The organism is Pedobacter nanyangensis (assembly GCF_003313505.1).
Taxonomy (GTDB): domain Bacteria; phylum Bacteroidota; class Bacteroidia; order Sphingobacteriales; family Sphingobacteriaceae; genus Pedobacter; species Pedobacter nanyangensis.
In genome coordinates, this window is sequence record NZ_QMHO01000003.1 from 223,270 (window position 1) to 249,478 (window position 26,209).

General features: G+C 42.1%; 21 protein-coding genes. 2 read left to right on the top strand and 19 right to left on the bottom strand.

Features of this window, described 5'->3' with window-relative positions:
* Positions 1-124 precede the first annotated feature (124 nt).
* The gene (gene ligA, locus DUT71_RS06970) at positions 125-2,137 is read left to right on the top strand and encodes an NAD-dependent DNA ligase LigA (RefSeq protein WP_113661820.1); all 2,013 of its coding nucleotides are present in this window, start codon (positions 125-127) and stop codon (positions 2,135-2,137) included.
* Positions 2,138-2,241: 104 nt separating this feature from the next.
* Positions 2,242-3,120: a 4-hydroxy-tetrahydrodipicolinate synthase gene (gene dapA, locus DUT71_RS06975; RefSeq protein WP_113661821.1), complete on the top strand. Its 879-nt coding sequence runs from the start codon at positions 2,242-2,244 to the stop codon at positions 3,118-3,120.
* 697 nt (positions 3,121-3,817) lie between these two features.
* Here the strand turns inward: dapA and DUT71_RS06980 are convergent.
* From DUT71_RS06980 to DUT71_RS07070, 19 genes are all read right to left on the bottom strand, one after another.
* Positions 3,818-3,994, bottom strand: a complete 177-nt coding sequence (locus DUT71_RS06980; protein ID WP_113637836.1) for a histone H1 — start codon at positions 3,992-3,994, stop codon at positions 3,818-3,820.
* 215 nt (positions 3,995-4,209) lie between these two features.
* On the bottom strand, positions 4,210-5,454 hold the full coding sequence (locus DUT71_RS06985; protein ID WP_113662128.1) for an aminotransferase class I/II-fold pyridoxal phosphate-dependent enzyme: 1,245 nt from the start codon (positions 5,452-5,454) through the stop codon (positions 4,210-4,212).
* Positions 5,455-5,746: 292 nt separating this feature from the next.
* On the bottom strand, positions 5,747-7,432 hold the full coding sequence (gene ftsZ, locus DUT71_RS06990; RefSeq protein WP_113661822.1) for a cell division protein FtsZ: 1,686 nt from the start codon (positions 7,430-7,432) through the stop codon (positions 5,747-5,749).
* A gap of 129 nt (positions 7,433-7,561) precedes the next feature.
* Positions 7,562-8,917, bottom strand: coding sequence for a cell division protein FtsA (gene ftsA, locus DUT71_RS06995; protein WP_113661823.1), 1,356 nt, complete (start codon positions 8,915-8,917; stop codon positions 7,562-7,564).
* A gap of 30 nt (positions 8,918-8,947) precedes the next feature.
* Positions 8,948-10,075 carry a cell division protein FtsQ/DivIB gene (locus tag DUT71_RS07000; RefSeq protein ID WP_205313877.1) on the bottom strand — a complete coding sequence of 376 codons (1,128 nt, stop codon included), beginning with the start codon at positions 10,073-10,075 and terminating at the stop codon, positions 8,948-8,950.
* Positions 10,068-11,420, bottom strand: a complete 1,353-nt coding sequence (gene murC, locus DUT71_RS07005; protein ID WP_113661824.1) for a UDP-N-acetylmuramate--L-alanine ligase — start codon at positions 11,418-11,420, stop codon at positions 10,068-10,070. Before murC ends, DUT71_RS07000 begins: the two co-directional genes overlap by 8 nt.
* Before the next feature lie 77 nt (positions 11,421-11,497).
* Complete coding sequence (gene murG / locus DUT71_RS07010) at positions 11,498-12,601, bottom strand: undecaprenyldiphospho-muramoylpentapeptide beta-N-acetylglucosaminyltransferase (RefSeq protein WP_113661825.1); 1,104 nt, start codon at positions 12,599-12,601, stop codon at positions 11,498-11,500.
* A gap of 116 nt (positions 12,602-12,717) precedes the next feature.
* Positions 12,718-13,899 (bottom strand): FtsW/RodA/SpoVE family cell cycle protein, encoded by a 1,182-nt coding sequence (locus tag DUT71_RS07015; RefSeq protein ID WP_113661826.1) that lies wholly within the window; start codon positions 13,897-13,899, stop codon positions 12,718-12,720.
* A 63-nt stretch (positions 13,900-13,962) separates the two neighbouring features.
* Complete coding sequence (murD, locus tag DUT71_RS07020; RefSeq protein ID WP_240186871.1) at positions 13,963-15,354, bottom strand: UDP-N-acetylmuramoyl-L-alanine--D-glutamate ligase; 1,392 nt, start codon at positions 15,352-15,354, stop codon at positions 13,963-13,965.
* A 104-nt stretch (positions 15,355-15,458) separates the two neighbouring features.
* Positions 15,459-16,721, bottom strand: coding sequence for a phospho-N-acetylmuramoyl-pentapeptide-transferase (gene mraY / locus DUT71_RS07025; protein WP_113661828.1), 1,263 nt, complete (start codon positions 16,719-16,721; stop codon positions 15,459-15,461).
* Positions 16,721-18,178 (bottom strand): UDP-N-acetylmuramoyl-L-alanyl-D-glutamate--2,6-diaminopimelate ligase, encoded by a 1,458-nt coding sequence (locus DUT71_RS07030; protein ID WP_113661829.1) that lies wholly within the window; start codon positions 18,176-18,178, stop codon positions 16,721-16,723. Before DUT71_RS07030 ends, mraY begins: the two co-directional genes overlap by 1 nt.
* 61 nt (positions 18,179-18,239) lie before the next feature.
* Positions 18,240-20,342, bottom strand: coding sequence for a penicillin-binding protein (locus tag DUT71_RS07035; protein WP_113661830.1), 2,103 nt, complete (start codon positions 20,340-20,342; stop codon positions 18,240-18,242).
* Positions 20,342-20,752: an FtsL-like putative cell division protein gene (locus DUT71_RS07040; protein WP_113661831.1), complete on the bottom strand. Its 411-nt coding sequence runs from the start codon at positions 20,750-20,752 to the stop codon at positions 20,342-20,344. Before DUT71_RS07040 ends, DUT71_RS07035 begins: the two co-directional genes overlap by 1 nt.
* The gene (rsmH, locus tag DUT71_RS07045; protein ID WP_113661832.1) at positions 20,749-21,654 is read right to left on the bottom strand and encodes a 16S rRNA (cytosine(1402)-N(4))-methyltransferase RsmH; all 906 of its coding nucleotides are present in this window, start codon (positions 21,652-21,654) and stop codon (positions 20,749-20,751) included. The genes DUT71_RS07040 and rsmH overlap by 4 nt, the downstream gene beginning before the upstream one ends.
* On the bottom strand, positions 21,644-22,114 hold the full coding sequence (gene mraZ / locus DUT71_RS07050) for a division/cell wall cluster transcriptional repressor MraZ (protein WP_113661833.1): 471 nt from the start codon (positions 22,112-22,114) through the stop codon (positions 21,644-21,646). The genes rsmH and mraZ overlap by 11 nt, the downstream gene beginning before the upstream one ends.
* Positions 22,115-22,323: 209 nt before the next feature.
* Positions 22,324-23,514, bottom strand: a complete 1,191-nt coding sequence (locus DUT71_RS07055) for a phosphoglycerate kinase (protein ID WP_113661834.1) — start codon at positions 23,512-23,514, stop codon at positions 22,324-22,326.
* 3 nt (positions 23,515-23,517) lie between these two features.
* Complete coding sequence (locus DUT71_RS07060; RefSeq protein WP_113661835.1) at positions 23,518-23,952, bottom strand: GNAT family N-acetyltransferase; 435 nt, start codon at positions 23,950-23,952, stop codon at positions 23,518-23,520.
* Entirely contained in the window at positions 23,945-24,940 is a 996-nt protein-coding gene (gene gap / locus DUT71_RS07065) for a type I glyceraldehyde-3-phosphate dehydrogenase (protein WP_113661836.1), read from the bottom strand. The genes DUT71_RS07060 and gap overlap by 8 nt, the downstream gene beginning before the upstream one ends.
* A gap of 95 nt (positions 24,941-25,035) precedes the next feature.
* Positions 25,036-26,163, bottom strand: a complete 1,128-nt coding sequence (locus DUT71_RS07070; RefSeq protein WP_113661837.1) for an MraY family glycosyltransferase — start codon at positions 26,161-26,163, stop codon at positions 25,036-25,038.
* Positions 26,164-26,209 lie beyond the last annotated feature (46 nt).

The window sequence follows — 26,209 nt, forward strand, 5'->3', positions numbered from 1 at the left end:
TTAAGCTAACCGTTCATTTTTGTACGTTTTATCCCAAAATCCGTACAATCATTAAATTCAGCAAACCAGCATACAGAAATAAATCTTCTTCCAACCCTAAACCGCTTTTCTTATCTTCGTAGCTATGTCGATGTTTGAGATAAAAGATAAAATGGATGCGCTGGTAGCCGAGCTCAACCAACACACCTACAACTATTATGTTTTGGCTATGCCAACCATAGCCGATTATGAGTTTGACCAGAAATTGGAAGAACTAGCTAAGCTGGAAAATGAATATCCTGAATACGCAGATCCCAATTCGCCAACGCAAAAAGTTGGTGGTGATATTACCAAAACCTTCAATACCGTTAGGCATAAATGGCCCATGCTGTCCCTAGGAAATACCTATAACGAGCAGGACCTTAGAGATTTTGACGAACGTGTACGCAAAGCCATTGGCGATAATTTCGAATATGTTTGCGAGCTCAAGTTTGACGGACTCTCGATGAGCCTCACCTACGAAAATGGTGTATTGGTACGTGCAGTAACCAGAGGCGATGGCACACAGGGCGATGAAGTTACGGCAAACATTAAAACCATCCACTCTATCCCCCATAAAGTTACGGGCGAAAATATTCCAGAAACCTTTGAAATTAGAGGCGAAGTATTTATGCACCGGGCAGCTTTTGAACGGTTAAACAGAGAACGAGAGGAGCTGGGCGAAGTACCCTACGCCAATCCACGCAACTCTGCAGCTGGAACGGTAAAAATGCAGGACTCTAAAGAAGTGAAAAAACGCCCTTTAGATTGTTTTCTTTATGGCCTTTACACGGATAAGCAAGTTTTTAAAACGCATTGGGAAAGTTTAGAGGCGGTAAAACAATGGGGCTTCCATGTTTGTGAACATAAGAAATTGGCAGGAAATATCGAGGAAGTTTTGGATTTCATCCACTATTGGGACGAGAAACGTTTTAAGCTTAGTTACGATATTGATGGGATTGTGATTAAGGTGAACAGCTACGGCCAGCAACAGGAATTGGGTTTCACCGCCAAATCGCCGCGTTGGGCAATTTCCTATAAGTATAAAGCGGCCGAAGTACAAACCGTACTGGAAAAAGTAACCTATCAGGTAGGAAGAACCGGCGCCGTTACTCCTGTGGCCAATCTAAAGCCAGTGGTATTGGCAGGTACTACGGTAAAAAGAGCAACCCTACACAACGCCGACGAAATCGCACGTTTAGATTTGCACGAGGGAGACACCGTTCTGGTAGAAAAAGGCGGCGAAATTATTCCAAAAATCATTAAGGTAAATTTAGAGCTACGCAAACCAGACACAAAAGCAATCCATTTTATTGAAAATTGCCCCGAATGCGATACGCCCCTGATCAGAAAAGAAGGTGAAGCCGCTTACTATTGTACCAATGAAGATGGATGCGGCCCGCAGATTGTTGGAAAAATACAGCATTTTATTGGCCGCAAAGCGATGAATATTGATGGCTTAGGAGATGAAACCATTGAAACTTTTTACAAACGCGGATTGGTTAGGCACATTAGTGACTTATACAAGCTACATGAAAAGGCCGATGAGCTGAAAAGCATTGAACGTTTTGGGGAAAAATCGATAGAGAACATGCTGAAAGGCATTGAACAATCGAAGCAAATGCCATTTGAGAAAGTGCTGTTTGGTTTGGGAATTAGATATGTAGGCGAAACCGTGGCCAAAAAACTGGCCAAAGGCGTGAAAAATATCGACAACTTAGCAGCCGCATCTCTGGAACAACTCACTGCCATTGATGAAATTGGAGTTCGCATTGCCGACAGTATCCATGAATATTTTGCAAAAAACAGCAACGTTGCGCAGATAAACGAATTGAAAAATGCAGGTTTATGCTTTGAAGTCAAAGAAAGTTCAAATAAGCTCCAAAGCGATAAATTAAATGGAAAAACATTTGTAATTTCGGGCGTTTTCGAGAAGTACAGTAGAGATGAGTTGAAAAATTTGATCGAAGAAAATGGCGGTAAAATTTTAAGTAGTATCTCAGCAAAGCTTGATTTTTTAGTGGCTGGTGATAACATGGGCCCATCTAAATTAGAGAAAGCCACCAAGCTAAACATTAAAATGATTAGCGAAGATGAACTGACGGAAATGATTGGTTGAGAACTTAATTTTGAATGAGTGAGTTTTGAATGACTAAATAATTAGCGATAAGTATAGTCCATTCAAATTCTATCATTCAATAATTCAATAATTAATAATATATAATGAACAAATTTCACGGAACAGGTGTAGCAATGGTCACACCGTTCAACACCGATGGCTCGGTAGATTATCAGGGCTTAGAACGCCTGATCAATCACTTGGTTAATGGAGGTATAGATTACCTCGTATCTTTAGGTACAACTGGCGAAACAGCCACATTAAGCAAGGACGAGAAGAAGAAGGTGTGGGAATTTACCGCTGAAATTAACAATGGCCGTTTGCCTTTAGTGGCCGGCATTGGTGGTAACGATACTTTAGGTGTAGCCGAAGAAATCAGGACTTTTGAAAGTAATGGTTACAGTGCAATCCTATCTGTAAGTCCATATTACAACAAGCCCAACCAGGAAGGTATCTATCAGCATTATAAATACTTGAGCGAAACCAGCGCATTGCCTATTTTGCTTTACAATGTACCGGGCAGAACCGGCTCGAATATGTCGCCCGAAACAACTTGCAGATTAGCGTACGATTTTAAAAACTTAATCGGGATTAAAGATGCAGCCGGGTCGTTCGATCAGTTCAACCAAATTATGAGAGATAAACCTGCAGATTTCATGCTCATTTCAGGCGACGATCCAGTGGCGCTCCCAATGATGTCCATTGGTGCTGTAGGCGTAATTTCGGTTATTGGCAACGCCTTACCTAAACAATTTTCTGACATGATCAGGCTGTGTTTAAATGGCGAATTTGCAAAAGCGACGCCTGCACATTTAAGTTTATTAGAATTTACCAGATTATGCTTTGCCGAAGGCAACCCAGTAGGTGTAAAATCTGCTCTGAAACAACTTGGCATTTGCGGCGACGATGTTCGTTTACCATTGGTTAAAGCTACTGAAGGTTTGAATAGAGCTATTGCAGAGCAATTGACACAATTGGCGTAAGCATTATCGTTAAAAGATAAAAAAGCCCCGATTGAAATTCAATCGGGGCTTTTTTCTTTGCATACTTCCGTCATTGCGAGGCACGAAGCAATCTTAAAGCGAAATGTAACCCAAAGGAGAGATTGGCACGAAGCAATCTCACACATTAAACAAGCATCGCTCTAGAGATTGCTTCGTGCCTCGCAATGACGGCAGATCTTAGGACTTGATTTTTATTGGGGAAGTTATGTGCCAGGCGCTACGAGTAAACCAATCGTAAAGCGAATGGTAATTTCATAGAGAGATTCCTCGTTCCTCGGATGACAAAAAAAAAACTAAGCATTTTGCTCAGGGATTTTTTTATGTAGCTATTTCCGTCATTGCGAGGCACGAAGCAATCTTAAAGCGAAATATAACCCAAAGGAGAGATTGCTTTGTACCTCGCAATGACGTCAGATCTTAGGACTTGATTTTTATTTGGGGAAGTTATGTGCCAGGCGCTACAAGTAAACCAATCGTAAAGCGAATGGTAATTTCATAGAGAGATTGCTTCGTACCTCGCAATGACGAATAACCGAGTAGTTAAACCTCGTAGGTTTTAAAAACCTACGAGGTTTGTGTCAAGCGTTAGCAATGACGACAATGGCTAGTGCAAATCATTAGAATCAAAAAAGCGCCTTGGTCAGGGGCGCTTTCTGTTTTAACAATGCGTTTAAAATTAAGCTTTGTTTTTAGTTTCTTGCACTTCTAAGCGGATGCTTTGAGCTAAGTTTTTCAAATCTTGCATACCCTTACGTACACGTGTTCCAGCAGCGCTGTTAGATTTGTTGTAAAATTTGTCCACATCAGCTTCTAAAGCTGCTACCAGTGCCTTTACTTCAGCAAATTTTTTCATTTTTAAAATACTCCTATTAGTTTTTAAGGTTTTGATTAATACTCTATTACTAATGTAAGAGGTTTATTTTAATAAAAAAATTTTTTATCAAAAGAAAAAATGAGGGTTTGTGCGTTTTTTTTCCACAAAACCACCACTTATAAACAGCAATGCACTGTAAATCAATTACTCATCAAAAAAGTCCCACAGGTGTGGGACTTTTAAGGTTTATATTTTTACTCGGGCGAAGAAAACTTATTCTCCTGATAATAACCACGTTTCAGTTTTTCTGCCACTTCACTAAAGGCGTCTAGGGTACGCTGAACGTCTTCCAAAGTGTGTACCGCAGTTGGGATCAACCTCAATTCTATCATTCCTTTTGGTATTACGGGATACACCACAATAGAGCAGAAAATGCCATAATTCTCACGTAAATCATGAGTAAGTGCTGTAGCTTCCAACAATTCGCCTTTTAAGAAAACCGGCGTTACCACGGTATTGGTTACACCAATATCAAAACCACGCTCACGTAGGCCATTTTGCAACGTAGTGGCTATGGTCCATAATTTCTCCCTCAGTTCTGGATTGTTTTTAAGCAACTCTAAGCGCTTCATCAAGCCAATGACCATTGGCATAGGCAAGGCCTTTGCAAAGGTCTGTGAGCGCATGTTGTACCTAAAATAATCCGTCAATTGCTTGGTTGAGGCTACAAAAGCGCCGATACCGGCCATTGATTTGGCGAAAGTGGCGAAATAAACATCAACACCTTCTATGCTATCTTGTGCTTCGTGGGTTCCTGCACCAGTTGGCCCCATAGTACCAAAACCGTGTGCGTCATCAATTAACAAACGGAAATTGAATTCCTTTTTCAATTCAATCAGTTCTTTCAATTTTCCCTGAGCTCCCGACATCCCGAAAACACCCTCGGTAATCAGCAAGATACCACCACCGGTTTGCTCCACCAGTTTAGCGGCTCTTTGCAGTTGTTTGCGAGCATCTTCTACATTGTTGTGCTTATAAACAAAGCGCTTGCCCATGTGTAAACGTAATCCGTCTAAAATACAGGCATGCGATTCCCCATCATAAACCACCACATCATTGCGATCAAGCAAAGCATCAATAATTGATACCATACCTTGGTAGCCGAAGTTCAATAAAAAAGCATCATCCTTACCTACAAATGCAGCAAGATCTTGTTCTAATTGCTCATGGTATTTGGAGTTCCCCGACATCATACGTGCGCCCATGGGATAGGCCATACCAAATTCGGCAGCACCTTGCTCATCGGCTTTCCTTACTTCCGGATGGTTGGCCAGGCCTAAATAATTGTTTAAGCTCCAAACCAAATGCTCCTTGCCTCTAAATTGCATGTGAGGCGCAATCTCTCCCTCTAGTTTTGGAAAAGAAAAATACCCATGTGACCAGCTTTGGTGTTGACCAATTGGGCCCATGCGTTTTGCTACTTTATCAAAAATATCCAATGTTAAATGTTTATGTAAGATGTTATTGTACTGTGTTAATAGTGGCGCAAATTTAAGTTTTAAATCACGATTTGACAAGCTTAATTAAATGCTCCTGCCCTTCTTCTCCATCGTAACGGAAAGATCTTTTCCCTTAAACAAAGAATATTCAAAGATTTAACTTGGTTGCTGCGCTGCGGCCTCGACTTTGTTACGCTGCACTCGAAATGACGATTTAGCATTTTATTTTTGCAAATAAAAAAGCCTTAGCAATATAGATTACCAAGGCTTTTAAATGATTTAACTGTTATCATTAGTCCACATTATCGTGCAAAAATGAGTTGTTAGGCCTAATTCCTGTTTCACCATCTTCGTCATTGGTTAGGGTAAATCTAGATACCTGTGATTCTGACGAGTGCTGGATTTGCTGTAACTGCATTTGCTTGCGTTGGTAAGCAGGAACATTTTCCAGTTCTTGTAGGCCATTGGTTGTTCTTAGCTTCATGCTCAGGTCTTTCAACCTCAAAATTCTTTCTTTTGATTTCCTCAATTGTTCTTCAATCGATTCGTCTGTCTTATCTTGGTCGGCGCTGTAGGCCTCTACAGGAGCTACCGGGGCAGCCACAGGTTGCTCTTCTACGGTTTCCTCTGGAATAGAGGCGATAGGCGTTTCGAAAACAAATTCCGTTTCAGCTACCTTTACTTCGAATTCAAAACCTGGCTCTTCTGTATTTTTAGGTTCTTCGGCGCTAATTTGCTCCTCCACCAATTGATGGAATACAAATCCAGGTTCTTCTGTTGCCGGCGCAGGGCTAGGCGCTGCTGCTACTGGAGCTGGCTTAGCAATATTGAACAAATCACCAAATAAATCTGGCTGTTTGGCTTCTTCTGGCTGAACTTTCAACACCGGCTCATTGCTTACTGGCGCCTCTTTAGGTGTAATGAACGAGTTTACTGGCTCCACTGGTCTTACCAATGGTGCTTCTTCTGGCGTTAACAAAGAGATTTTTTTAACGTTTTGTTTGTCTTTTTCTCTTTGCTCGGTAGTTTGGAAACCAGTAGCGATAATGGTTACCGAAATCTTATCTCCCAAGTTCTCATCTATACAGTTACCCCAGATTAAATCGGCACTTAAACCTGCTTTATCTTGGATATAATCTGTAATGATCGAAACCTCATCCATAGTTACTTCTTTAACACCAGAACTGATGTTTAAAAGGATGTATCTAGCCCCTTCAATTTCGTTATCTTTTAATAATGGCGAAGCTAGAGCGCCTTCAACCGCTGCTAAAGCACGGTTATCACCATCGGCTGCATAACTACCCATGATACATACCCCGCTTTCTTTCATCACCGTACGCACATCTTTAAAATCGACGTTGATATAGCCTGGCACGGTAATGATCTCTGCAATACCCTTAGCTGCTGTGGTTAAGATATCATCTGCTTGTGCAAATGCAGAACCTAAGGTTAAGTTGCCGAAAATCTCCCGTAGTCTATCGTTAGAAATCACCAGGTAAGAATCAACGTACTTCTTCAATTCTTCCAAACCATCGTCAGCTTGCATTTTACGTCTTTTTCCTTCGAAAGAGAAAGGCGTAGTGATGATTGCCACAGTTAATATATCGAGTTCTTTTGCAGCTTTAGCAATAATTGGACTGGCACCAGTACCGGTACCACCACCCATACCTGCCGTAATGAAAAGCATTTTGGTAGTTGGGCCCAACATGTTTTTGATATCCTCTATATTTTCTATAGCGGAGTTTTTTCCCACTTCCGGAATTGAACCAGCTCCCATTCCTTCGGTTAAGCTAGCACCCAATTGTACTTTGTTAGGAATAGGGCTAAACTCCAATGCCTGCGCATCAGTATTACAAATAATAAAGTCTACACCAGTAATTCCTTGACGGTACATGTGGTTTACCGCGTTACCTCCACCACCTCCAACACCAATAACTTTGATGATTGAAGATTTATCTTTTAACATTTCGAACTTCATATTGTTATGAATCAGTAGTTTAAAAATCTAATTTTTGCTGTTCATTCCTCTTGTAATATTAACACTTTTTTAACAGTCGTTTTCCACAACTGTTAAGAATGTGGAAAATTCCCGGTTTGTGGAAAAATATTACGGCTTGATGTAATCTTCGTCGCTCACATTCATGTCATCCCGGATAAATTCTGAGGCTTTACCTAGTAATTTATCAAACAACCCACTTCGCTTTGGTTTCTCTTTCACTTCGCGAGGTTTCTCTACAAAAACGCCTGGTTGTTTCATTTCTTCTAACAGTTCTTCAGCTTTTTGAATTCCTTTGATCAACAAACCTACCGAGGTTGCATACATTGGGCTTTTCAAGTCGTCGTAGATATTTTTAGGCATTTCTTCGTATTTAGACAAGTGCTCGTTTGGATAACCCACGCGGCAATCTAAACCTGTTACATACTCAACCATTTGGTTAAGGTGTTTCAATAAAGCACCGCCACCGGTAATCACTACTCCGCCAATCAAACGTTTTTCGTAACCAGATGATTTGATCTCGTAATAAACGTGCTCTACAATTTCTTCCATACGGGCCTGGATAATGTAGGCAAGGTTTTTAACAGAGATTTCTTTGGGCTCGCGACCACGCAATCCAGGAACACAGATAATTTCGTTTTCCTTGTTTTCTTCGGCCAGGGCTGAACCGAAACGGGTTTTCAATAATTCAGCTTGGTTGCGCATTACGGAGCAGCCTTCCCTGATGTCTTCGGTTACGCTGTTGCCCCCAAAAGGAATTACCGCTGTGTGACGAATGATCCCTTCGTGGAAAATAGCCACGTCGGTAGTACCGCCACCAATATCAACCAAACAAACCCCTGCTTCTTTTTCCTCTTCGCTCAACACCGATTCAGATGAAGCCAATGGCTCTAAAATGAGCTCTTGGGTTTGTAGCCCAGCATTGGTTACACAACGCATGATATTTTTCACGGCAGTAACCTGACCAGAAATGATATGAAAGTTAGCTTCTAAGCGAACCCCTGCCATACCTACTGGATCTTTGATCCCCGGCTCATTGTCGATGGTAAATTCTTGCGGCAATACGTGGATAATTTCTTCTCCCGGGGGCATTACCAGCTTGAACATATCGTCAATCAATTTATCGATATCTTTCTTACTGATTTCGTTGTTGAGCTCTCTACGAGTTAAAATACCCCGGTGCTGCAAGCTTTTGATGTGCTGACCTGCAATACCTACGTTTACCACACGTATTTCTACGTTTGATTGTGCGCTGGCGATTTCAACCGCTGCATTGATACCCTGAACTGTTTTTTGAATGTTGGACACCACTCCACGGGTAACGCCCGCTGATTCGGCCTTGCCAATGCCCAAAACTTCTATTTTACCATGATTAGTTCTGCGGCCCACAATTACGCAGATCTTGGTAGTTCCAATATCTAATCCTACGACGATTGGAGATTGAATGGTAGTTTTCTCTTTGCCCATAACCATTATATTTATTTGTTGAGTTTGATATTATCTGTTTGTTTTTGTTACCGGCTTTTCTTTGGTAGCTGGTTTTTCTTTGTTTGTTGTTTGCTTCGGTTCTGTTTTTACTGTCGCCGTCTTTTTTTCAACGTTATTTTCCACTTTTTTCGAAGCCTTCCCCTTATCTACAGCCTGCGCTGCCTTCTTGGTGTCTGTGGTTTTAGCTGGTACCGCTACAACCTTTTCCTTTTTCTCTTCTGCTTTCTTTTCCTCCGTACTTATTTGTGTTGCCTTATTAATTTCCTCTTGTATAGTTGTTTTAACTACATTGTCAATTACCTGCCTTTGCTGTATAACCGAGTCAGGAACAGACGGCTTCTCTAATTTCTTAATACTTGTTGAATCCCGCTTTTCACAAACAATTTGGTTAACGTATTTCAAATTAATGGTTCGGTAAACGTTCCATCCTACTTTTGGCATGGCCTGTTTATAAAAAGCCAGCAAATTATCCATTTTTACTTCTATATCTTTGGCCGTGCCCAGTATGATCCGCTGGTTGCCTACCCGCGGCACCATTTCGATATCATTTTTATCATTGACATACAATTGTTCCACTTGTGCATCCCAAAGCGTGTCTTGTTTGATAAACATGGCGGCTTTATACAAATCCTTCGCATTGGCAGTCATCAAGGTATCTACCCTACCGTTAAATCCTTCCAGGATATTTCCTGAAGCTACCAGTACATTTGCGGTAAAATTTGGTGATACCGGCATCTTCAAACCACCGCTATCCACATAATAATCCTGTCCGCCGGCATTTAATATTCTGAGCACTGGTTGGCGCTGCTTCACTTCCACATAAACGGTGCCGTTCATATCGGCATATACTTTTACAAAACCAATGTACGGATTTGCCGCAATGCTTTTTTCGATTTCATGGAGATTGATTCCTTCTAAATTCCGACCAATCAAATCGCCTTGGTTTTGCTTTAAAATGGCATCAATTTCTTCTATCTCTATAAAATTATCCGCTCCAGGAATCAATATTTCAATTTTGGCACATTTTACCGATTGCTTTTTCACCTCGATAAAACTCATCAATACCGCCACACCCGCCAAGCAAACGAGCCAGGCAAACCCTTTAAATACCGCTTTCCAGTTTATTCTTTTAAGCATGGGCTAAAGTATTTTTTAACGGTTCAACAATGGTATCTATATCTCCCGCCCCAACGGTTAAAACCAGCTCTGGATTTTTATCTTTAATGAGCGCTACTACCTTTTCTTTGGCACAAACCTGCTTATGTTCATTGGTTATTTTATCCAATAGCATTTGCGAAGTAACCCCTTCAATTGGCAATTCCCTAGCTGGATAAATCTCCAATAGGACGACATCATCAGCGGTAGACAGTACTTTCGCAAACTCGTCTGCAAAATCACGCGTACGGGTAAACAAATGCGGCTGAAAAATTACCGTCAGCTTTTTATCAGGATGCAATTGCCGCACGGCATCAAAACAGGCCCTAAGTTCTTCTGGATGGTGGGCATAATCATCGATATAGATATGCGCATTGGTTTTTACGATGGTTTCGAACCTACGTTTCACCCCTTTAAAGCTTGCCAATGCTTTTTTAACGCTCCTTGGGTGGATACCCAAACTCAAGGCCACTCCTATGGCAGCTGTGGCATTCTCTACATTATGCTTGCCCGGCATGGCCAACTTCAGATCTGTAATGGTGGTATAGCCATCTTCAAAGTCGAATATGAAACAGCCTTCTTCTACCCTGATATTTTTGGCATTAATTGCCGAATTTCCGTTTGCACCGTAAGTTATGCCAGCGATAGGCAAACCATCTTTGATAAACAAACGGCCCTCGGGTTTCAGTTGCGAGGCAAAAAGGTTAAACGACTCGTGCAAATGGCCTTCATCTCCGTAGATATCCAGATGGTCGGCATCCATGGAGGTAATTACGGCCACATCTGGGTGTAGGGTGAGGAAAGACCTGTCGTACTCATCAGCCTCTACCACCACCACATTATTTTTACCATAAAGCACATTGCTGTTATAGTTAGTGGTAATTCCACCCAAAAATGCCGTACACCCAAAACCTGTATCGGTTAGCAGGTGGGCCACCATTGATGAAGTGGTTGTTTTGCCATGAGTACCCGCTACGCCAATGCAGTACATGCCCTCACTAATGATTCCCAATACTTGGGAACGTTTTTTCAGGTCAAAACCTTTGTGTTGAAAAAAGTTAAGGATATGCGAATCTTTAGGAATAGCTGGCGTGTACACAATTAAGGTGTCGTCGTATTTCTCTCTAAAAGCTACAGGAATCATCTCTTCTTCATCCACAAATGAGATTAAGATTCCTTCCTGCTCCAGTTGGGCGGTCAAAGCGGTACGGGTTTTATCATAGCCACAAACTACGCAGCCACGTTTTGCAAAATAGCGGGCAAGCGCACTCATGCCTATCCCCCCTATGCCTACAAAATAAACCCTATTGATGTTTGACAATTCCATTTTTTGTTAGTTGGTTGTTTGGATGGTTAGTTGTTTTGACCACATCCAAAACCTTTTTACTTTCTACTTTTAACTTTTTACTTAATTAATTTCAACACTTCTTTTGCTATTACTTCATCGGCGTTAGCAAAAGCCATTTTTCCTATATTTTCACTCAGCTGCGCTGATTTTTCATGATCATTCAACAAGCTTAGCGCTTGGGCCACCAAGGTGTCTTCGGCCGAGGCATCGGCAATTAAGATGGCCGCATTTTCTTTCACCAAGGCCAATGCGTTTTTAGTTTGGTGATCTTCGGCTACGTTTGGCGAAGGCACCAAAATCACTGGCTTTTTAATCAGGCATAGCTCAGCAATGGTTCCTGCCCCTGCCCTAGAAATGATGACATCCGAAGCTGCATAGGCTAGATCCATTTGGTTTAGAAATTCTAAAATCCGAACGTTCGGATGATAGTCTAATCCCAATCGTTCTACAATTCCTTTGTAGTAAAACTTACCTGTTTGCCAAATTACCTGCACATCTTGTGCGATGATTTCGGCCAAATGCTTTTCAACACTTTTATTTAAGGTTCCGGCACCTAAGCTACCACCTGTTACCAAAATGGTTTTCTTTAGTGGGTCCAGTTTCAACAACTCCGCTCCTGCATGGCGACGGCCTTCAATCTCCACGATATTTTTTCTCACGGGATTACCAGTCTTTAAAATCCTATCTGCCGGAAAGAATGCTTCCATTCCATCAAAGGCCACGCAAATTTTTGATGCTTTTTTTCCAAGCAACTTATTGGTGACGCCGGCGTAAGAATTCTGTTCCTGTATCAAATAAGGTATTTTCTTTAGAGATGCGGCGTAAAGCAAAGGTCCAGATGCGTAACCACCAACGCCCACTACGGCATCGGGTTTGAAATCTGCAATTAGTTTCATCGCTTTGCGCACACTACCTATAACCTTAAATGGCAGCCCAAGGTTTTTTAAAATTGAACCTCGTTGAATACCGCTAATATTTAGTCCCACAATTTTATATCCAGCCGCCGGAACTTTCTCCATTTCCATACGCCCTTCTGCACCAACAAACAGGATTTCGCATTGCGGCGAAATTGCTTTTAGTGCATTAGCAATGGCAACGGCGGGAAAAATGTGCCCGCCTGTGCCACCACCAGATATGATAATTTTTGGGAAATTATTCATGTTGTTAATTTACTCTGTTGCGTCATTGCGAGGAACGAAGCAATCTTTTTTCTTTTATTATAATTTAAATTCGAGATTGCTTCGTCATTCTTCCTCGCAATGACGAACAATGCTCTCTAAGCCATCGCAGGAATCTCACCTACAATAACTTTATCTTCTTTTTTAACGCCGCTACTATTTTCTTCTACATCCCTGCTTACACTCAGGATAATGCCAAAGGCTATACTGGTAAATATCATGGAGGTTCCGCCCATACTTACCAGAGGCAACGGCACCCCCGTTACGGGCCCCAAGCCTACTGCTACCGCCATATTTGCAAAAGCCTGAATGGTTAAACTAAAGCTTAAGCCTGCGGCCAATAATGCACCAAATGCCTTGGGGCTTCGGGTTACAATCCGCACACAGCGGTACAGCAATACCAAGTACAAAACAATAATGGCCAAACCGCCCACCGTTCCATATTCCTCAACAATAATGGCAAAAATGAAATCGGAATATGGATGCGGTAAGAAGTTTCTTTCGGTACTGTTACCAGGCCCCTTGCCTAGTACGCCCCCAGTGGCCAGGGCTATTTTAGCATGGTCAGACTGGTATGTTTTATCGGAGTGTTGTAACTCTGGATGTAAAAACGAATTGATCCGCGACTTATAAGTTTCTCTGCGGGGCCCTAAAAACACCACAAACAATAGCAGGACAAAACCTCCGGCGCACACCGTTAGTATTTGCTTGATGCTGATACGGCCTATAATCAACAGCAAAATACTTACCCCAAATAGCATCAAAGCAGTTGACAAGTTAGCAAGTGCAATGAGGATAAATACCACGCAAACCGAGCCCATGATAGGTAAAAATGCTCGTTTTACATCCTTGATATTCTCCTGCTTACGGGTTAACATCCTGGCCAAAAAGGTAATTAAAGCTAGCTTGGCCAAATCGGAAGTTTGAAACGTAAGGTTAATTACCGGAATTTTCACCCAACGTGAGGCCTCATTTAACGATTGCCCAAAAGCCAAGGTGTACAACAATAAGGGCAAGGTAACGATCATCAGGATTTTGGAGATACCAGCATAGTACTTATAATCGAGCAAATGCGCTATGTAAATCATTGCGATACCCAGTAGCACGAAAATCACATGCTTATACAACAGGTATTTCTCTACCGTAACGCCTTTTTTGTAAGCAATGGCTCCGGTAGCGCTATACACCGCCATAATAGAAACCATGGACAATAGGATAATGATGATCCAAATCCAGCGGTCGCCTTTGGTGCGTTCTAAAAGTGCGTTGATGTTAAACATTTTATTCCTTATTTAGTTGATTTCACAGATTTTGTGATTTCACCGATTTTAATTTCGTCTATCCTAAAGTTCTTTTACAGCGGCTTTAAATTGGTTGCCACGGTCTTCGTAATTTTTAAACAAGTCAAAGCTTGCACAAGCTGGCGACAATAACACGGTGCTGCCTTTTTTTGCCAAATGATAGGCTACCTGCACTGCTTCCTCGGCAGAGAAAGTATTCACAATTACTTCTACGTCGTCCTCAAAAGCTTCATGGATACGCTTATTGTCTTTGCCCAAGCAAATAATGGCTTTTACCTTGCTTCGCACCAAATCCCTTAGCATGTTATAGTCGTTACCTTTATCTACACCGCCCATAATCAACACCACATCGGTATTAACACTTTCAAGTGCGTACCATGTTGAGTTTACATTGGTAGCCTTAGAATCGTTGATATAGGTTACATCCGATATTTTGGCCACAAATTCTAACCTGTGCTCAATATTCTTGAAATCACCCATGCTTTCGCGGATGGTTTCGTTACGCAACTCCAATACTTTTGCAACGATGCCTGAAGCCATTGAGTTGTAAATGTTGTGCTTACCTTGTAAGGCTAGATCCGAAATTGACATGGTTAGTTTGTTGTTTAATAGTGTGTTGATATAAATTGTATTCTCTTCTAAATAGGCCCCTGGCTCCACTTTTTCGATAATGGAGAAAGGATATTGTTTGCCTTGTAGGTTTACGGCTTGTAAGGCCTTCTTTGTTTCTTCATCATCGGCGCAGTACACAAATGTGTCCTCAGTGGTTTGGTTCTGCACAATGCGCATCTTTGAGGCAGCGTAATGCTCTATTTTGTAATCGTACCTGTCCAAATGGTCGGGTGTGATGTTTAGCAACACTGCGATATCGGCTTTAAAGTCGTACATATCATCCAACATAAAGCTGGAGATTTCGAGCACGTACCAATCATAATCATGATCAGCTACCTGTGCTGCGAAACTACGACCGATATTTCCTGCCAAACCCACGTTTAAACCTGCCTTTTTAAGGATATGGTAGGTTAACATACTGGTGGTTGATTTGCCATTTGACCCGGTGATGCAGATGGTTTTTGCCGAAGTATATCGCTTTGCAAACTCTATTTCCGAAATCACTGGGATGCCTTTTTCGGCCAGCGCCTTAACTATGGGCACTTTTGGCGGGATTCCCGGACTTTTCACCACTTGATTTGCATTTAAAATCAATGCCTCAGTATGTTGGTTTTCCTCAAAAGGAATATTCATTCGCTGCAAATCAGCTTTGTAAGCATGGGCGATAGCGCCAAAATCAGACACAAAAACATCAAAACCTTGCTTCTGTGCAAGTTTAGCAGCACCTACACCGCTTTCGCCTGCACCCAAAATAACTACACGGGCACCCGCTGTCATCGCTGACTTGGTGTTGCCTGGTGATATGTTATTATTTGAGTTCATCTTTATTTTTTTAGTGATTTCACAGATTTTGCGATTGCACCGATTTAACTTTTTTTAAACACCTAAGACATCTTAGGTCATCTTAGCTTTAGTCCTTTATCTTTCTATCTCAATTTCAGCGTTACAAAGGCGATAACCGCCAATAAAATCCCGATAATCCAAAAGCGGGTCACAATTTTAGCTTCGTGATAACCTTTCTTTTGGTAATGGTGGTGCAATGGCGACATCAGGAAAATTCTTTTCCCCTCGCCAAAGCGCTTTTTGGTGTATTTGAAATAGGTTACCTGCAGGCTCACCGATAAAACCTCTACCAAAAACACCCCACATATAATTGGGATTAATAGTTCTTTTCTAATCATGATGGCGAAAACTGCGATAATCCCGCCAATGGTTAAACTACCCGTATCGCCCATAAAAATTTGTGCTGGATAGGAATTGTACCACAGAAAACCAATGCAAGCACCCACAAAAGCACTGGCAAAAATGATGAGCTCGCCACTGTTTGGGATGTACATGATATTCAGGTAATCTGCGATAACCGTATTACCGGAAACGTAAGCGAAGATTCCCAAGCTAATGCCTATAATAGCAGAGGTTCCCGTAGCCAAACCATCAATACCATCGGTTAAATTGGCGCCATTTGATACTGCCGTAACAATGATGATTACGAAAGCCAAAAACACGATAAACGCATATTTTTCATACCCCTCGCCCAAAAACTTCACTACTTTTGCGTAATCAAATTCGTTGTTTTTGTAAAAAGGGATATTGGTTTTGGTTGATTTTATATCCTGCGTATAGTAGTAGGTTTCTCCCTTTTTACGCAGCACCATTGGTGCCGAGCTTTGGACTTTAGCCGTATCTATTTTCGCGGTCTCATCAACCGTTTGGCGAACTACGATATTCGGATGGAAATACATCGTACAACCTACAATAACTGCCAAACCTACTTGTCCAACCACTTTAAACCTACCAGCTAAACCCTCCTTATTTTTTTTGAAAACCTTGATATAGTCATCCAAAAACCCGATTGCTCCCATCCAAAGCGTGGTTACAATCATCAGGATCACGTAGATGTTGGTGATATTGGCAAAAAGAATTGTTGGGATTAAAATCCCCATCAAAATCATGATACCTCCCATGGTAGGTGTACCTTGTTTTTGCATCTGGCCTTCTAAACCTAGGTTACGAACAGTCTCGCCAACTTGCTTCAAACGCAAATAGTCGATAATTCTCCGACCGTACACGGTGGTGATAATCAGCGAAAGGATAATAGACAACGACGACCTGAAGGTAAGGTATTGGAACAACCTCAACCCAGGAAAATCGTAGTGTTTATGTAGATATTCAAATAATAAATATAACATTAGCTGATTTGGTTTAGTAGTTCGTTAATGATTTCCTTATCGTCAAAATGGTGTCGTACACCATTGATTTCCTGGTATTTTTCATGTCCTTTGCCCGCAATCAGGATAATATCCCCTGGCTGGGCCAAATGACAGGCAGTTTTGATCGCCTCTTTTCTATCCAAGATACTGATGGCCTTACGCTGGTTGCTTGGCGAAACTCCCGTTTCCATATCTTTAATAATGGACTGGGGATCTTCCGTTCGTGGATTGTCAGAAGTTAAAATCACCTTATCGCTCCAATCACAAGCCACTTGGGCCATTACCGGGCGTTTAGTCTTATCCCTATCGCCACCGCACCCAATTACGGTAATTACCTGCTCGGTCCCTTTTCTGATATTGGCAATTGTACTCAGCACGTTTTGCACCGCATCTGGTGTATGCGCATAATCTACAATCCCTACGATACCTGATTTGGAAACGATATAATCGAACCTGCCCTCTGCACCCGAAAGTGCACTCAAGGCCGTGAGCACTTTTAGACTATCCTGCTCTAACAATACTGCCGTAGCATAGGCCGCCAACAGGTTATAGGCGTTGAAAGAACCAACCATTTTGAAAAACACGTCGGTTTGGTCTATTTCCAAATGCAGGCCACTGAATTTATTTTCAATGATCTTAGCCTTAAAGTCGGCCATTTGTTTCAAAGCATAAGTTTTTTTATAGGCTTTTGTATTTTGCAACATCACCATACCATTTTTATCGTCGGCATTGGTTAGGGCAAAAGCCGATTTTGGCAACGTATCAAAAAATTGCTTTTTAGCCTTTAAGTAGTTATCAAAGGTTTTATGGAAATCCAAATGATCATGGGTGATGTTAGAAAACACTGCCCCTGCAAATGTTAAACCCGAAATACGGTGCTGCGCAACGGCATGGGAACTCACTTCCATAAAACAATATTCACAACCAGCATCTACCATATCTCTCAACAGCTGATTAAGGGCAATTGGATTTGGCGTGGTATGTGTTGCTGGCACCACTTTGTCTTTGATCTGGTTTTGAACCGTAGAAATTAAGCCCGTGCAATAATTTAAAGCACTAAATAATTGATAAAGTAATGTAGCTATAGTTGTTTTACCATTAGTTCCTGTAATTCCCACCAACTTTAACTGGGCCGATGGGTTACCGTAAAAATTACAAGCAATAATTCCCAATGCCTCGGAAGAATCGGCCACTTCTACGTAGGTAACCGCCTCGTGCAATTGCTCAGGAAGCTGTTCGCATACAATCACGCTGGCACCGGCCGCAATAGTTTGCTCAATAAATTGATGGCCATCTGCCACCGTACCTCTAATGGCAAAAAACAATGTACCTGGATTTACCATACGGGAATCAAAGGCCAAAGCAGCCACCTCCACTTGGGGCAGGCCCTTTAAGCTGTTGATCGAAACTCCGTAAAGTAAATCTTGTAAATTCATTTTTTCTAATTAGCTGATGCGACAATTAGCTAATTAGCTAATTACCACATTGTCAAATTCACTACTGTAATAATATCTCCACTACCAAGCCCTTACCTATCCTGCTTCCCGCTTGAATAGATTGGCTAATCACTTTTCCGCTACCTTTTACACGAGCTTTTAAGCCCACGTTGCCCAGCAAGTACATCGCATCTTTAAGCCCCATGCCATTTACATTTGGCATCACACCTTTTACCGGCGTATTCTCTTCATAAGCCACCCCATTATTGGTATCAACCGAGTTGAAATATTCGGATTTGGCCGCATAAAGTGCTTTTATCCCAAAAGCATTGTACACTTTTTTAGTGGCCTGGCTTTGTCCCGCCTTTGCTTCGGGCGCTACCGTATTTCCTGCAAAATGCTCTTCTACCTTGTTGTACATCTTTACATCGCTGGCGTAAATACGATCGGCCACTTCTCTAAAAACAGGTCCCGAAACCAAAGCACCATAGTAGGCCCCTTTTGGGTCGTTGATTACCACGATCATTGAGTACTTAGGTTTTTCGGCAGGGAAATAACCTACAAAGGAGGCCTGGTACTGTCTTTTTGCCTTATATCCCAGGTTGGCATCAGCCACTTGGGCCGTACCTGTTTTTCCAGCAATTTTATACAATGGATTGTACACAATTTGTTTCCCGCTACCATTGGTTACCACGCCTTCCAGCATTACTTTCAATTTTGAAAGGGTTTCGTCAGAGCAAATTTTCTCGTTCATCACCTTGGCTTTGAATTGCTCAATTGGATTGCCCAATCTTCTAATTTCCCGTACAAAAATTGGCGAGATCATTTTCCCATTGTTGGCAATAGCGTTATACAGCGTCAGCATTTTTAAAGGCGTTAACTGCATCTCGTAACCATAGGCCATTTGTGGCAGGGTCATATTTTTATTCCAGCTTTTGGCGCTTGGATTTTTAACCCAAGGCTTGGCCTCTCCCGGAATTTGCAATCCTGTTTTTTCGTTCAAATGCCAGCTATATAAATGATCGGTGAATTTCTTCGGGTTCTCCTTATAGTGGTTATTGATCAGCTGCGCAATAGCAGAGTTAGAGGACTGTTCAAAGGCTCTCTTTACGGTTACCACTCCAATGCTACCGTGGGAATCCTTAATGGTGTGCCCTCCAGGAAGTCGATAATTTTCGGTCCCGATCAAAGTATTGGTATCTACCTTTTTATCCTCTAGCAAAGCCATGTATGAGGCCAGTTTAAAAGTTGAGCCCGGATCCTGATTACCAGCAATGGCATAATTAAACTGCTCTTTATACACGCCTTCTTCCACTTTGGTGAAATTGGCTACCGCTCGTATTTCGCCCGTTTCCACTTCCATTACAATTACACAGCCATGGTGCGCCTGACTTTTGATCAGCTGCTTTTCTAGCGCACTTTGCGCCAAATCCTGCATATTCACATCAATGGTAGAAATGATATCGGCACCATCTTTAGGTGCCACCTCGGCTTCACTGTTTACAGGAATCCAAACCCCGCCACTGATACGCTGCCTCAGTTGCCGGCCCGTTTCCCCGTTGATATAGTTACCATAAGCCCCTTCCAAACCTACGCCATTAGCTACATTTTCATTTTTATAGCCGATGGTTCTGGCAGCCAAAGCTTTAAAAGGCAAAATACGCCTGTTTTTTGGGATGGCCATTAAACCGCCACTATGCTTGCCAATATTATATAGCGGAAAAGTTCTTACTAGTTTCAGATCCTGGTACGAAACTCTTCGTTTAATCAAGAGGTAACGGGCGCTATCCTGCCTGGCTTTACGCAGCATACGAGAGTAATCTTTGGAACTTTTATCATTGAAAAAACTCGATAGCTTCATGGCTAACGAATCTACCTTTGAATTGAAAATCTTATCATCCTGAATACCGCCAGCAAACATATCCATACGCAGCTCATACTCAGGCACGGAGGTTGCCAACAAACTGCCATCTACGGAATAAATATTACCTCGGGTAGCTTCAATATCAAATTCCTTGACAGACAGGCTATCAGCCATGGCCACCCATTTATGTCCTTGCCTAAACTGAACATCAACCAACCTAAGGAAAACGGCAAGCGCAAAAAGTACAATTAGCCCGAAAGCCAAGTACACTCTTATCAATATGTTTGCCCTGATATTCATTATTTAACTTCTACAATTATTTTTTTGGGCGGTTCAATCAACTCCTTCAGTCCCAATGTATCCACCTTTTTAGCCACTTCGGTCATTTTGCTCTTGAACATCAAATCAGCTTTTAGCGATTTATATTCCCAGCTTAACTCCTTAACCTCTTTACTTAAGCGATCTATATCCCTAATATTTTTTACCGCCATGTGGCTATTGGCGATGTAAATCATCCCCAGCACACACAGAAAAATCAAATAAGGCAGCATATCCGTTGCTGTTTCTTTCGAAACCGCTCCTTCCACAAACAGCTTTCTAAAAAAAACCGTAGCACTGCCCTCCTTTGCAGGCGTTTTCAACTTTGGTTCATCTTGCGGAGCAACAGGCTCGTCTTCAGGCTCCTCTACTTTTACCCTAAATTGATTCATAGCCGCTCTCCTATCCTTAATTTCGCACTGCGGGACCTACTGTTACGGGCCAGCTCTTCCGAATTGGCCACTATTGCTTTTCGAGTAACCACATTAAAAGGCTTCTGATCATTACCAAAAAAATCCTTCTCTACTTCACCTTTAAATTTTCCTTTAGCCAAGAAATTTTTCACTGGCCTATCTTCCAGCGAATGGTAGGAAATCACCACCAAACGCCCTCCTGGTTTAAGCACCTCTGCCGTTTGTTCCAAGAAACGCTCAAGCACTTCTATTTCTGCATTAACCTCTATACGCAGGGCCTGAAAAACCTGCGCCATATATTTATGCTCTTTTCCGCGAGGGATATGGGCGGCAATTACATTTTTAAAACCAGACAACGTTTGGATGGGCTCATCTAACCGTGCCGTAACAATAGTTCTGGACAATGATTTCGCATTTTGGACCTCGCCATACAAACCGAAAATCCGATGCAAATCCTCCTCTGAGTAGGTATTTAGCACTACTGCAGCCGTTAAGGCCCGCTGCTGGTCCATACGCATATCCAAATCCGCCTCGAAACGTGTAGAAAAACCCCGCTCAGGCTCATTGAATTGGTGCGAAGAAACTCCCAAATCAGCCAATACACCATCCACCTGCCTATAGCCCAACAAACGGAGGTTATTTTTCAGGTAGCCAAAATTCTGATCTACAAAACGAAATCTGGGATCATCAATTTTATTTCTTTGCGCATCGGGATCCTGATCAAAAGCGATCAAAACACCCTTATCGCTCAAATGTTTCAGGATTTCACGGGAGTGCCCCCCACCTCCGAAGGTTACATCCACATAAACGCCGTCGGGCTTAATTGCCAAACCTTCAATACACTCTTGCAGCAACACCGGAACATGATAACTACTCTCCATCGGCACCTCCTTTATCCTTACCCCCCATCACTTCTTCTGCCAGCGCAGCGAAGTTTTCAGGAACATCATCAAATAGATTATCGTAAGCTTTTTTATCCCATACTTCAATTTTATCCAACTGGCAAGCCAACACCAAATCCGATTCTATGCCCGCATACTCAACCAAGGTTTTAGGAAGCAGCACACGGCCAGCGGCATCTAACGTCAAAGGCATTGCCCCACGTTGGAACGCCCGCACGAACTCACGGTTTTTACGCTCGAACATATTGAGCTTACTCAGCTCGGCCACCGTTTCGTCCCAAACTTTTTTTGGATAGATAACCAAATTCCTCTCGAATCCTCGATTCACAACCAAGCCATCTCGCTCTACATCAAGCAATTGCTTCTTCAGCAAAACAGGCACCATCAAGCGCCCTTTCGCATCCAATTTGCAATCAAATTCTCCGATGAGTTGGTTCATTATAGTAGCTACACTTTTTATGTAGTGTAAAAGTAAGTCACTTCTACCACTTTTTACCACTTTTTACCACAAAAAAGTTTTCAACATACATTTTCTACCACCTTAACCCACTTTACACTATCTATAACGCATTTTTAATGGTGGTAAAAAAAGAAAGCGGCCCCAACTTTTATGTTGGGGCCGCTTATATACAAGTAGTTAGCGTCTGATTATTTCTGAATAGCCGCTACGCCAGGGAGCTCTTTGCCTTCCATATACTCTAACAAAGCGCCGCCACCGGTAGATACATAGCTTACTTGGTCTTCTAAACCAAATTTGGCAATTGCAGCAGCCGAATCACCGCCTCCAATTAACGAGAAAGCACCATTTTTGGTAGCTTCTACCACTGCTTCGGCAACAGCTTTAGTGCCTTGCTGAAAATTTTCCATTTCAAAAACACCCATTGGGCCATTCCAAAGTAAGGTTTTTGAATTTTTAATGATGTCTGTAAACAAGGTTACTGTTTTTGAACCAATATCTAAGCCCATCCAATCTGCAGGGATTTTTCCACTGTCAACCTGATCTTTTTGGGCTTCGTTATCAAACTTGTCAGCAATTACAGTATCTACGGGCAAAACCAGGTTCACGCCTTTTGTTTTGGCTTTTTCCAGCAGCTCCAAGCATAAAGCCATGCGGTCTGCCTCTAACAACGAAGTACCAATTTCGCCGCCTTGAGCTTTAGCAAAAGTATAGGCCATACCACCGCCGATAATCAGGTTATCAACCTTTTCCAACAAATTTTCAATCAACAAAATCTTATCTGATACCTTAGCGCCACCCATAATAGCGGTAAATGGTCTTTCGGCACCGTTGATCACCTTTTCCGCATTTTTGATTTCTTCAGCCATTAAATAGCCGAAATATTTTGCTTCCGGAAAAAACTGGGCAATGATGGTTGTTGAGGCATGTGCCCTATGCGCCGTCCCGAAAGCATCGTTCACATAAACATCGGCCAACTTCGAAAGTTTCTCGGCAAAGGCTGCATCTCCTTTTTCCTCCTCTTTATAGAAACGAAGGTTTTCTAACAATAACACTTCTCCAGGAAACAAGTTTTTTGCCTTATTAACGGCATCTTCACCAATGCAGTCGTCTGCAAATTTTACTGGAAGGTCTAACATACGAGACAAATCTCCCAAAATATGTTTTAAAGAATATTTATCGGTTGGTCCATCTTTTGGCCGGCCTAAGTGCGACATTAGGATTACCGATCCACCGTCATCCAGTATTTTCTGAATAGTTGGCAATGCTGCTCGCATTCTTTTATCATCAGTAATATTGAAATCGGCATCTAAAGGCACGTTAAAATCTACCCTTACGATAGCTTTTTTGTCCTTAAAATTAAATTGGTCTACTGTCTTCATTTTCTATATTAGGTTTAAAATCATGATATAATGGGGGCCAATACCTGCTATTTCAAATTCATCAGAAACAATTTGAAAACCTTGCTTTTGATAAAAATTTACGGCAGAAGCACGAGCATTGCACCAAATATACTCAGCTTTTGCGTTTTTAATATATGAAACTGCATATTTTAACAGTGCAGCCCCATAGCCCTTGCCCCAAAACAAACTATCCGTAGCCATTCCCCTTAACTGATATGCCAGCCCCGGCCGGCCTTCTATTGGCTGCGGGAAAAACGTGGCAATACTTGCGATTCCCTTTTCATCAACATCATAAGCTAAATGAAAAATACCTGCTATGGCATCTGTTGGCAAAATACAAGCCGCTAACTCCGCATTATTTCTGAGCATTTTGCTTCGTAAGGGCAAAATCACTTCAAGGGGAACAAACTTAACCATGATGTGCTTTAATTTTTTCTACTGCGTCGGCTAAACGGTTGGAGTAGCCAGATTCGTTATCGTACCAGCCTACCACTTTTACCAAATCGCCCACAATGGATGTTAACTGCGCATCAAAAATGCACGAGTAGGGATTGTTGATGATATCGACCGAAACAATTGGATCTTCTGTATATTGCAATACCTTACCCAGCTTGCCATTGGCCGCGGCCTTAAAAGCTGCATTAATGTCCGCAATTGTTGTCTTCTTTTTTAGGATACAGGTGAAATCAGTGAGCGAGCCGTTAAGCACTGGCACCCTAATGCCCGCTCCGCCCAATTTACCATCCAGGTGCGGGAAAATATGGGTAATTGCCTTGGCCGCTCCGGTGGTGGTGGGAATAATTGACGAAGATGCAGCCCTTGCCCTACGCAGGTCGTGATGTGGGGAATCGTGCAGGCTCTGATCGCCGGTCATAGAATGCACGGTGGTAATATAACCATCTTCGATGCCCCAAAAATCATCTAATATTTTAACCATGGGCGCCACGTTGTTGGTGGTGCAAGAGGCATTGGAAAGGATGGCCGATGAAAAGTCGATCTTATGGTCATTAACGCCCATCACTACCATGGGCACTTCCTTATCTGCTACTGGGGCCGACACCAACACCTGTTTGGCCCCGGCTCGAAGATGCTTTTCGGCCGCTGTTTTATTCGCAAATTTCCCTGTAGACTCTACCACCAAGTCTATTGCCAAATCGTTCCAAGGCAATGTTTCGGGCTGCGAACTTGAAAGAATCTTGATGTGTTTATCATCTACCACCAGATATTGCCCCTCTACCTGAATGCTGCCCGGATAAACCCCATGCACAGAATCGTACTTGAACAGGTGTGCCAAGGTGGCTGGCGTGGTTAAATCGTTGATGGCAATGACGTCGAAATTTCGTTGAAGCGCTGTACGCAGGAACATCCTTCCAATTCGTCCAAAGCCATTGATGGCAATCTTCATTTGGTATTGATTTACGTGAAATCAACGCGATTCCACGCCGCAAATCTAGCCAATATCTACAGAAAGAAAATCTAATTTTTCAAATAAAGATGAAACTATGACACCTTTAAAGTATCCTTTAAAAAAACATCCTTGATGGAGTAGCTTTTTGTGCTTTTTCTTCCTTTCATGTAAGTGAGCATGGTATTGAAAACCATGCAAAGCCCAATTTGCAGGAAAATAAGCACAAAATTGCCCAGATCCTGCAACATAACGGTTAAAAAAATCATCCCCAGATTAAAAGAAACGGTAACGATCAAGATCTGTTTAGCATTTAGCCCCAAACGCAGTAAGCGATGGTGGATATGGTTTCTATCGCCTTTAAAAGGAGATTTTCTATTGACAACCCTGATGAAAAATATTCTTAAGGAATCAAATACGGGAATGATGAGCACCGCCACTGCAATGGAGGGGGCAGAGTAAAAATAGGGTTCGGGCATGGCGCCCACCTTATTAATTTCGATAAACTTAATGGCCAGCACTACCGAAACCAAGCCGATGATCAGGGAACCGGTATCGCCCATGAAAATTTTTGCAGGCGGGAAATTAAAAACCAGGAAGCCCAAAATTGAACCCAACATCGAAAAGGCAATAAAAGCATAAGCCATATCGTTGCCCAATGCAAAGAACACTCCAAAGCACAAGCTCACGATGGCCCCTACCGTTCCGGCCAAACCATCTACCCCATCTATCAAATTAAATGCGTTATTGATAAAAATAATGAGGGCGATAGAAAAAATGCCCCCCGCAACAGGATGCACGTCCCAAACATTAAATACGCCATAAAGGCTAGATAGCTTGAAATCTCCAAGGGTTACCAAAATTAGCGACACCAAAATTTGCAACGCAAATTTGGTGGAAGGGCTTACGCCATAAATATCATCCTTGATGCCCAGTGCAAATAAAAATATACTTGAAGCAATTAAAAAATTGGCCTGCTCGTAATGAACCGTGGTGGCAAATAACAGCACCGTTATGGTAAAGCCACAAAAGAGGCCAATACCGCCCAACCTAGAAATACCGTCTTTGTGCTCTTTTCTATATAAGTCCACATTGTCAAACAGCTTATGTTTGTTGGCCACATGGATAATAGAGGGTATAGCAAACCTTACCAGCGAAAACGCTAGACACACGATGGAAATATAGAATATCAGTGGATATTCTGCAAATAGTTGTTTGGGCATGTCTTTCTTAAATGATTGACAGTCAAATTTATGAATTATTTAAACA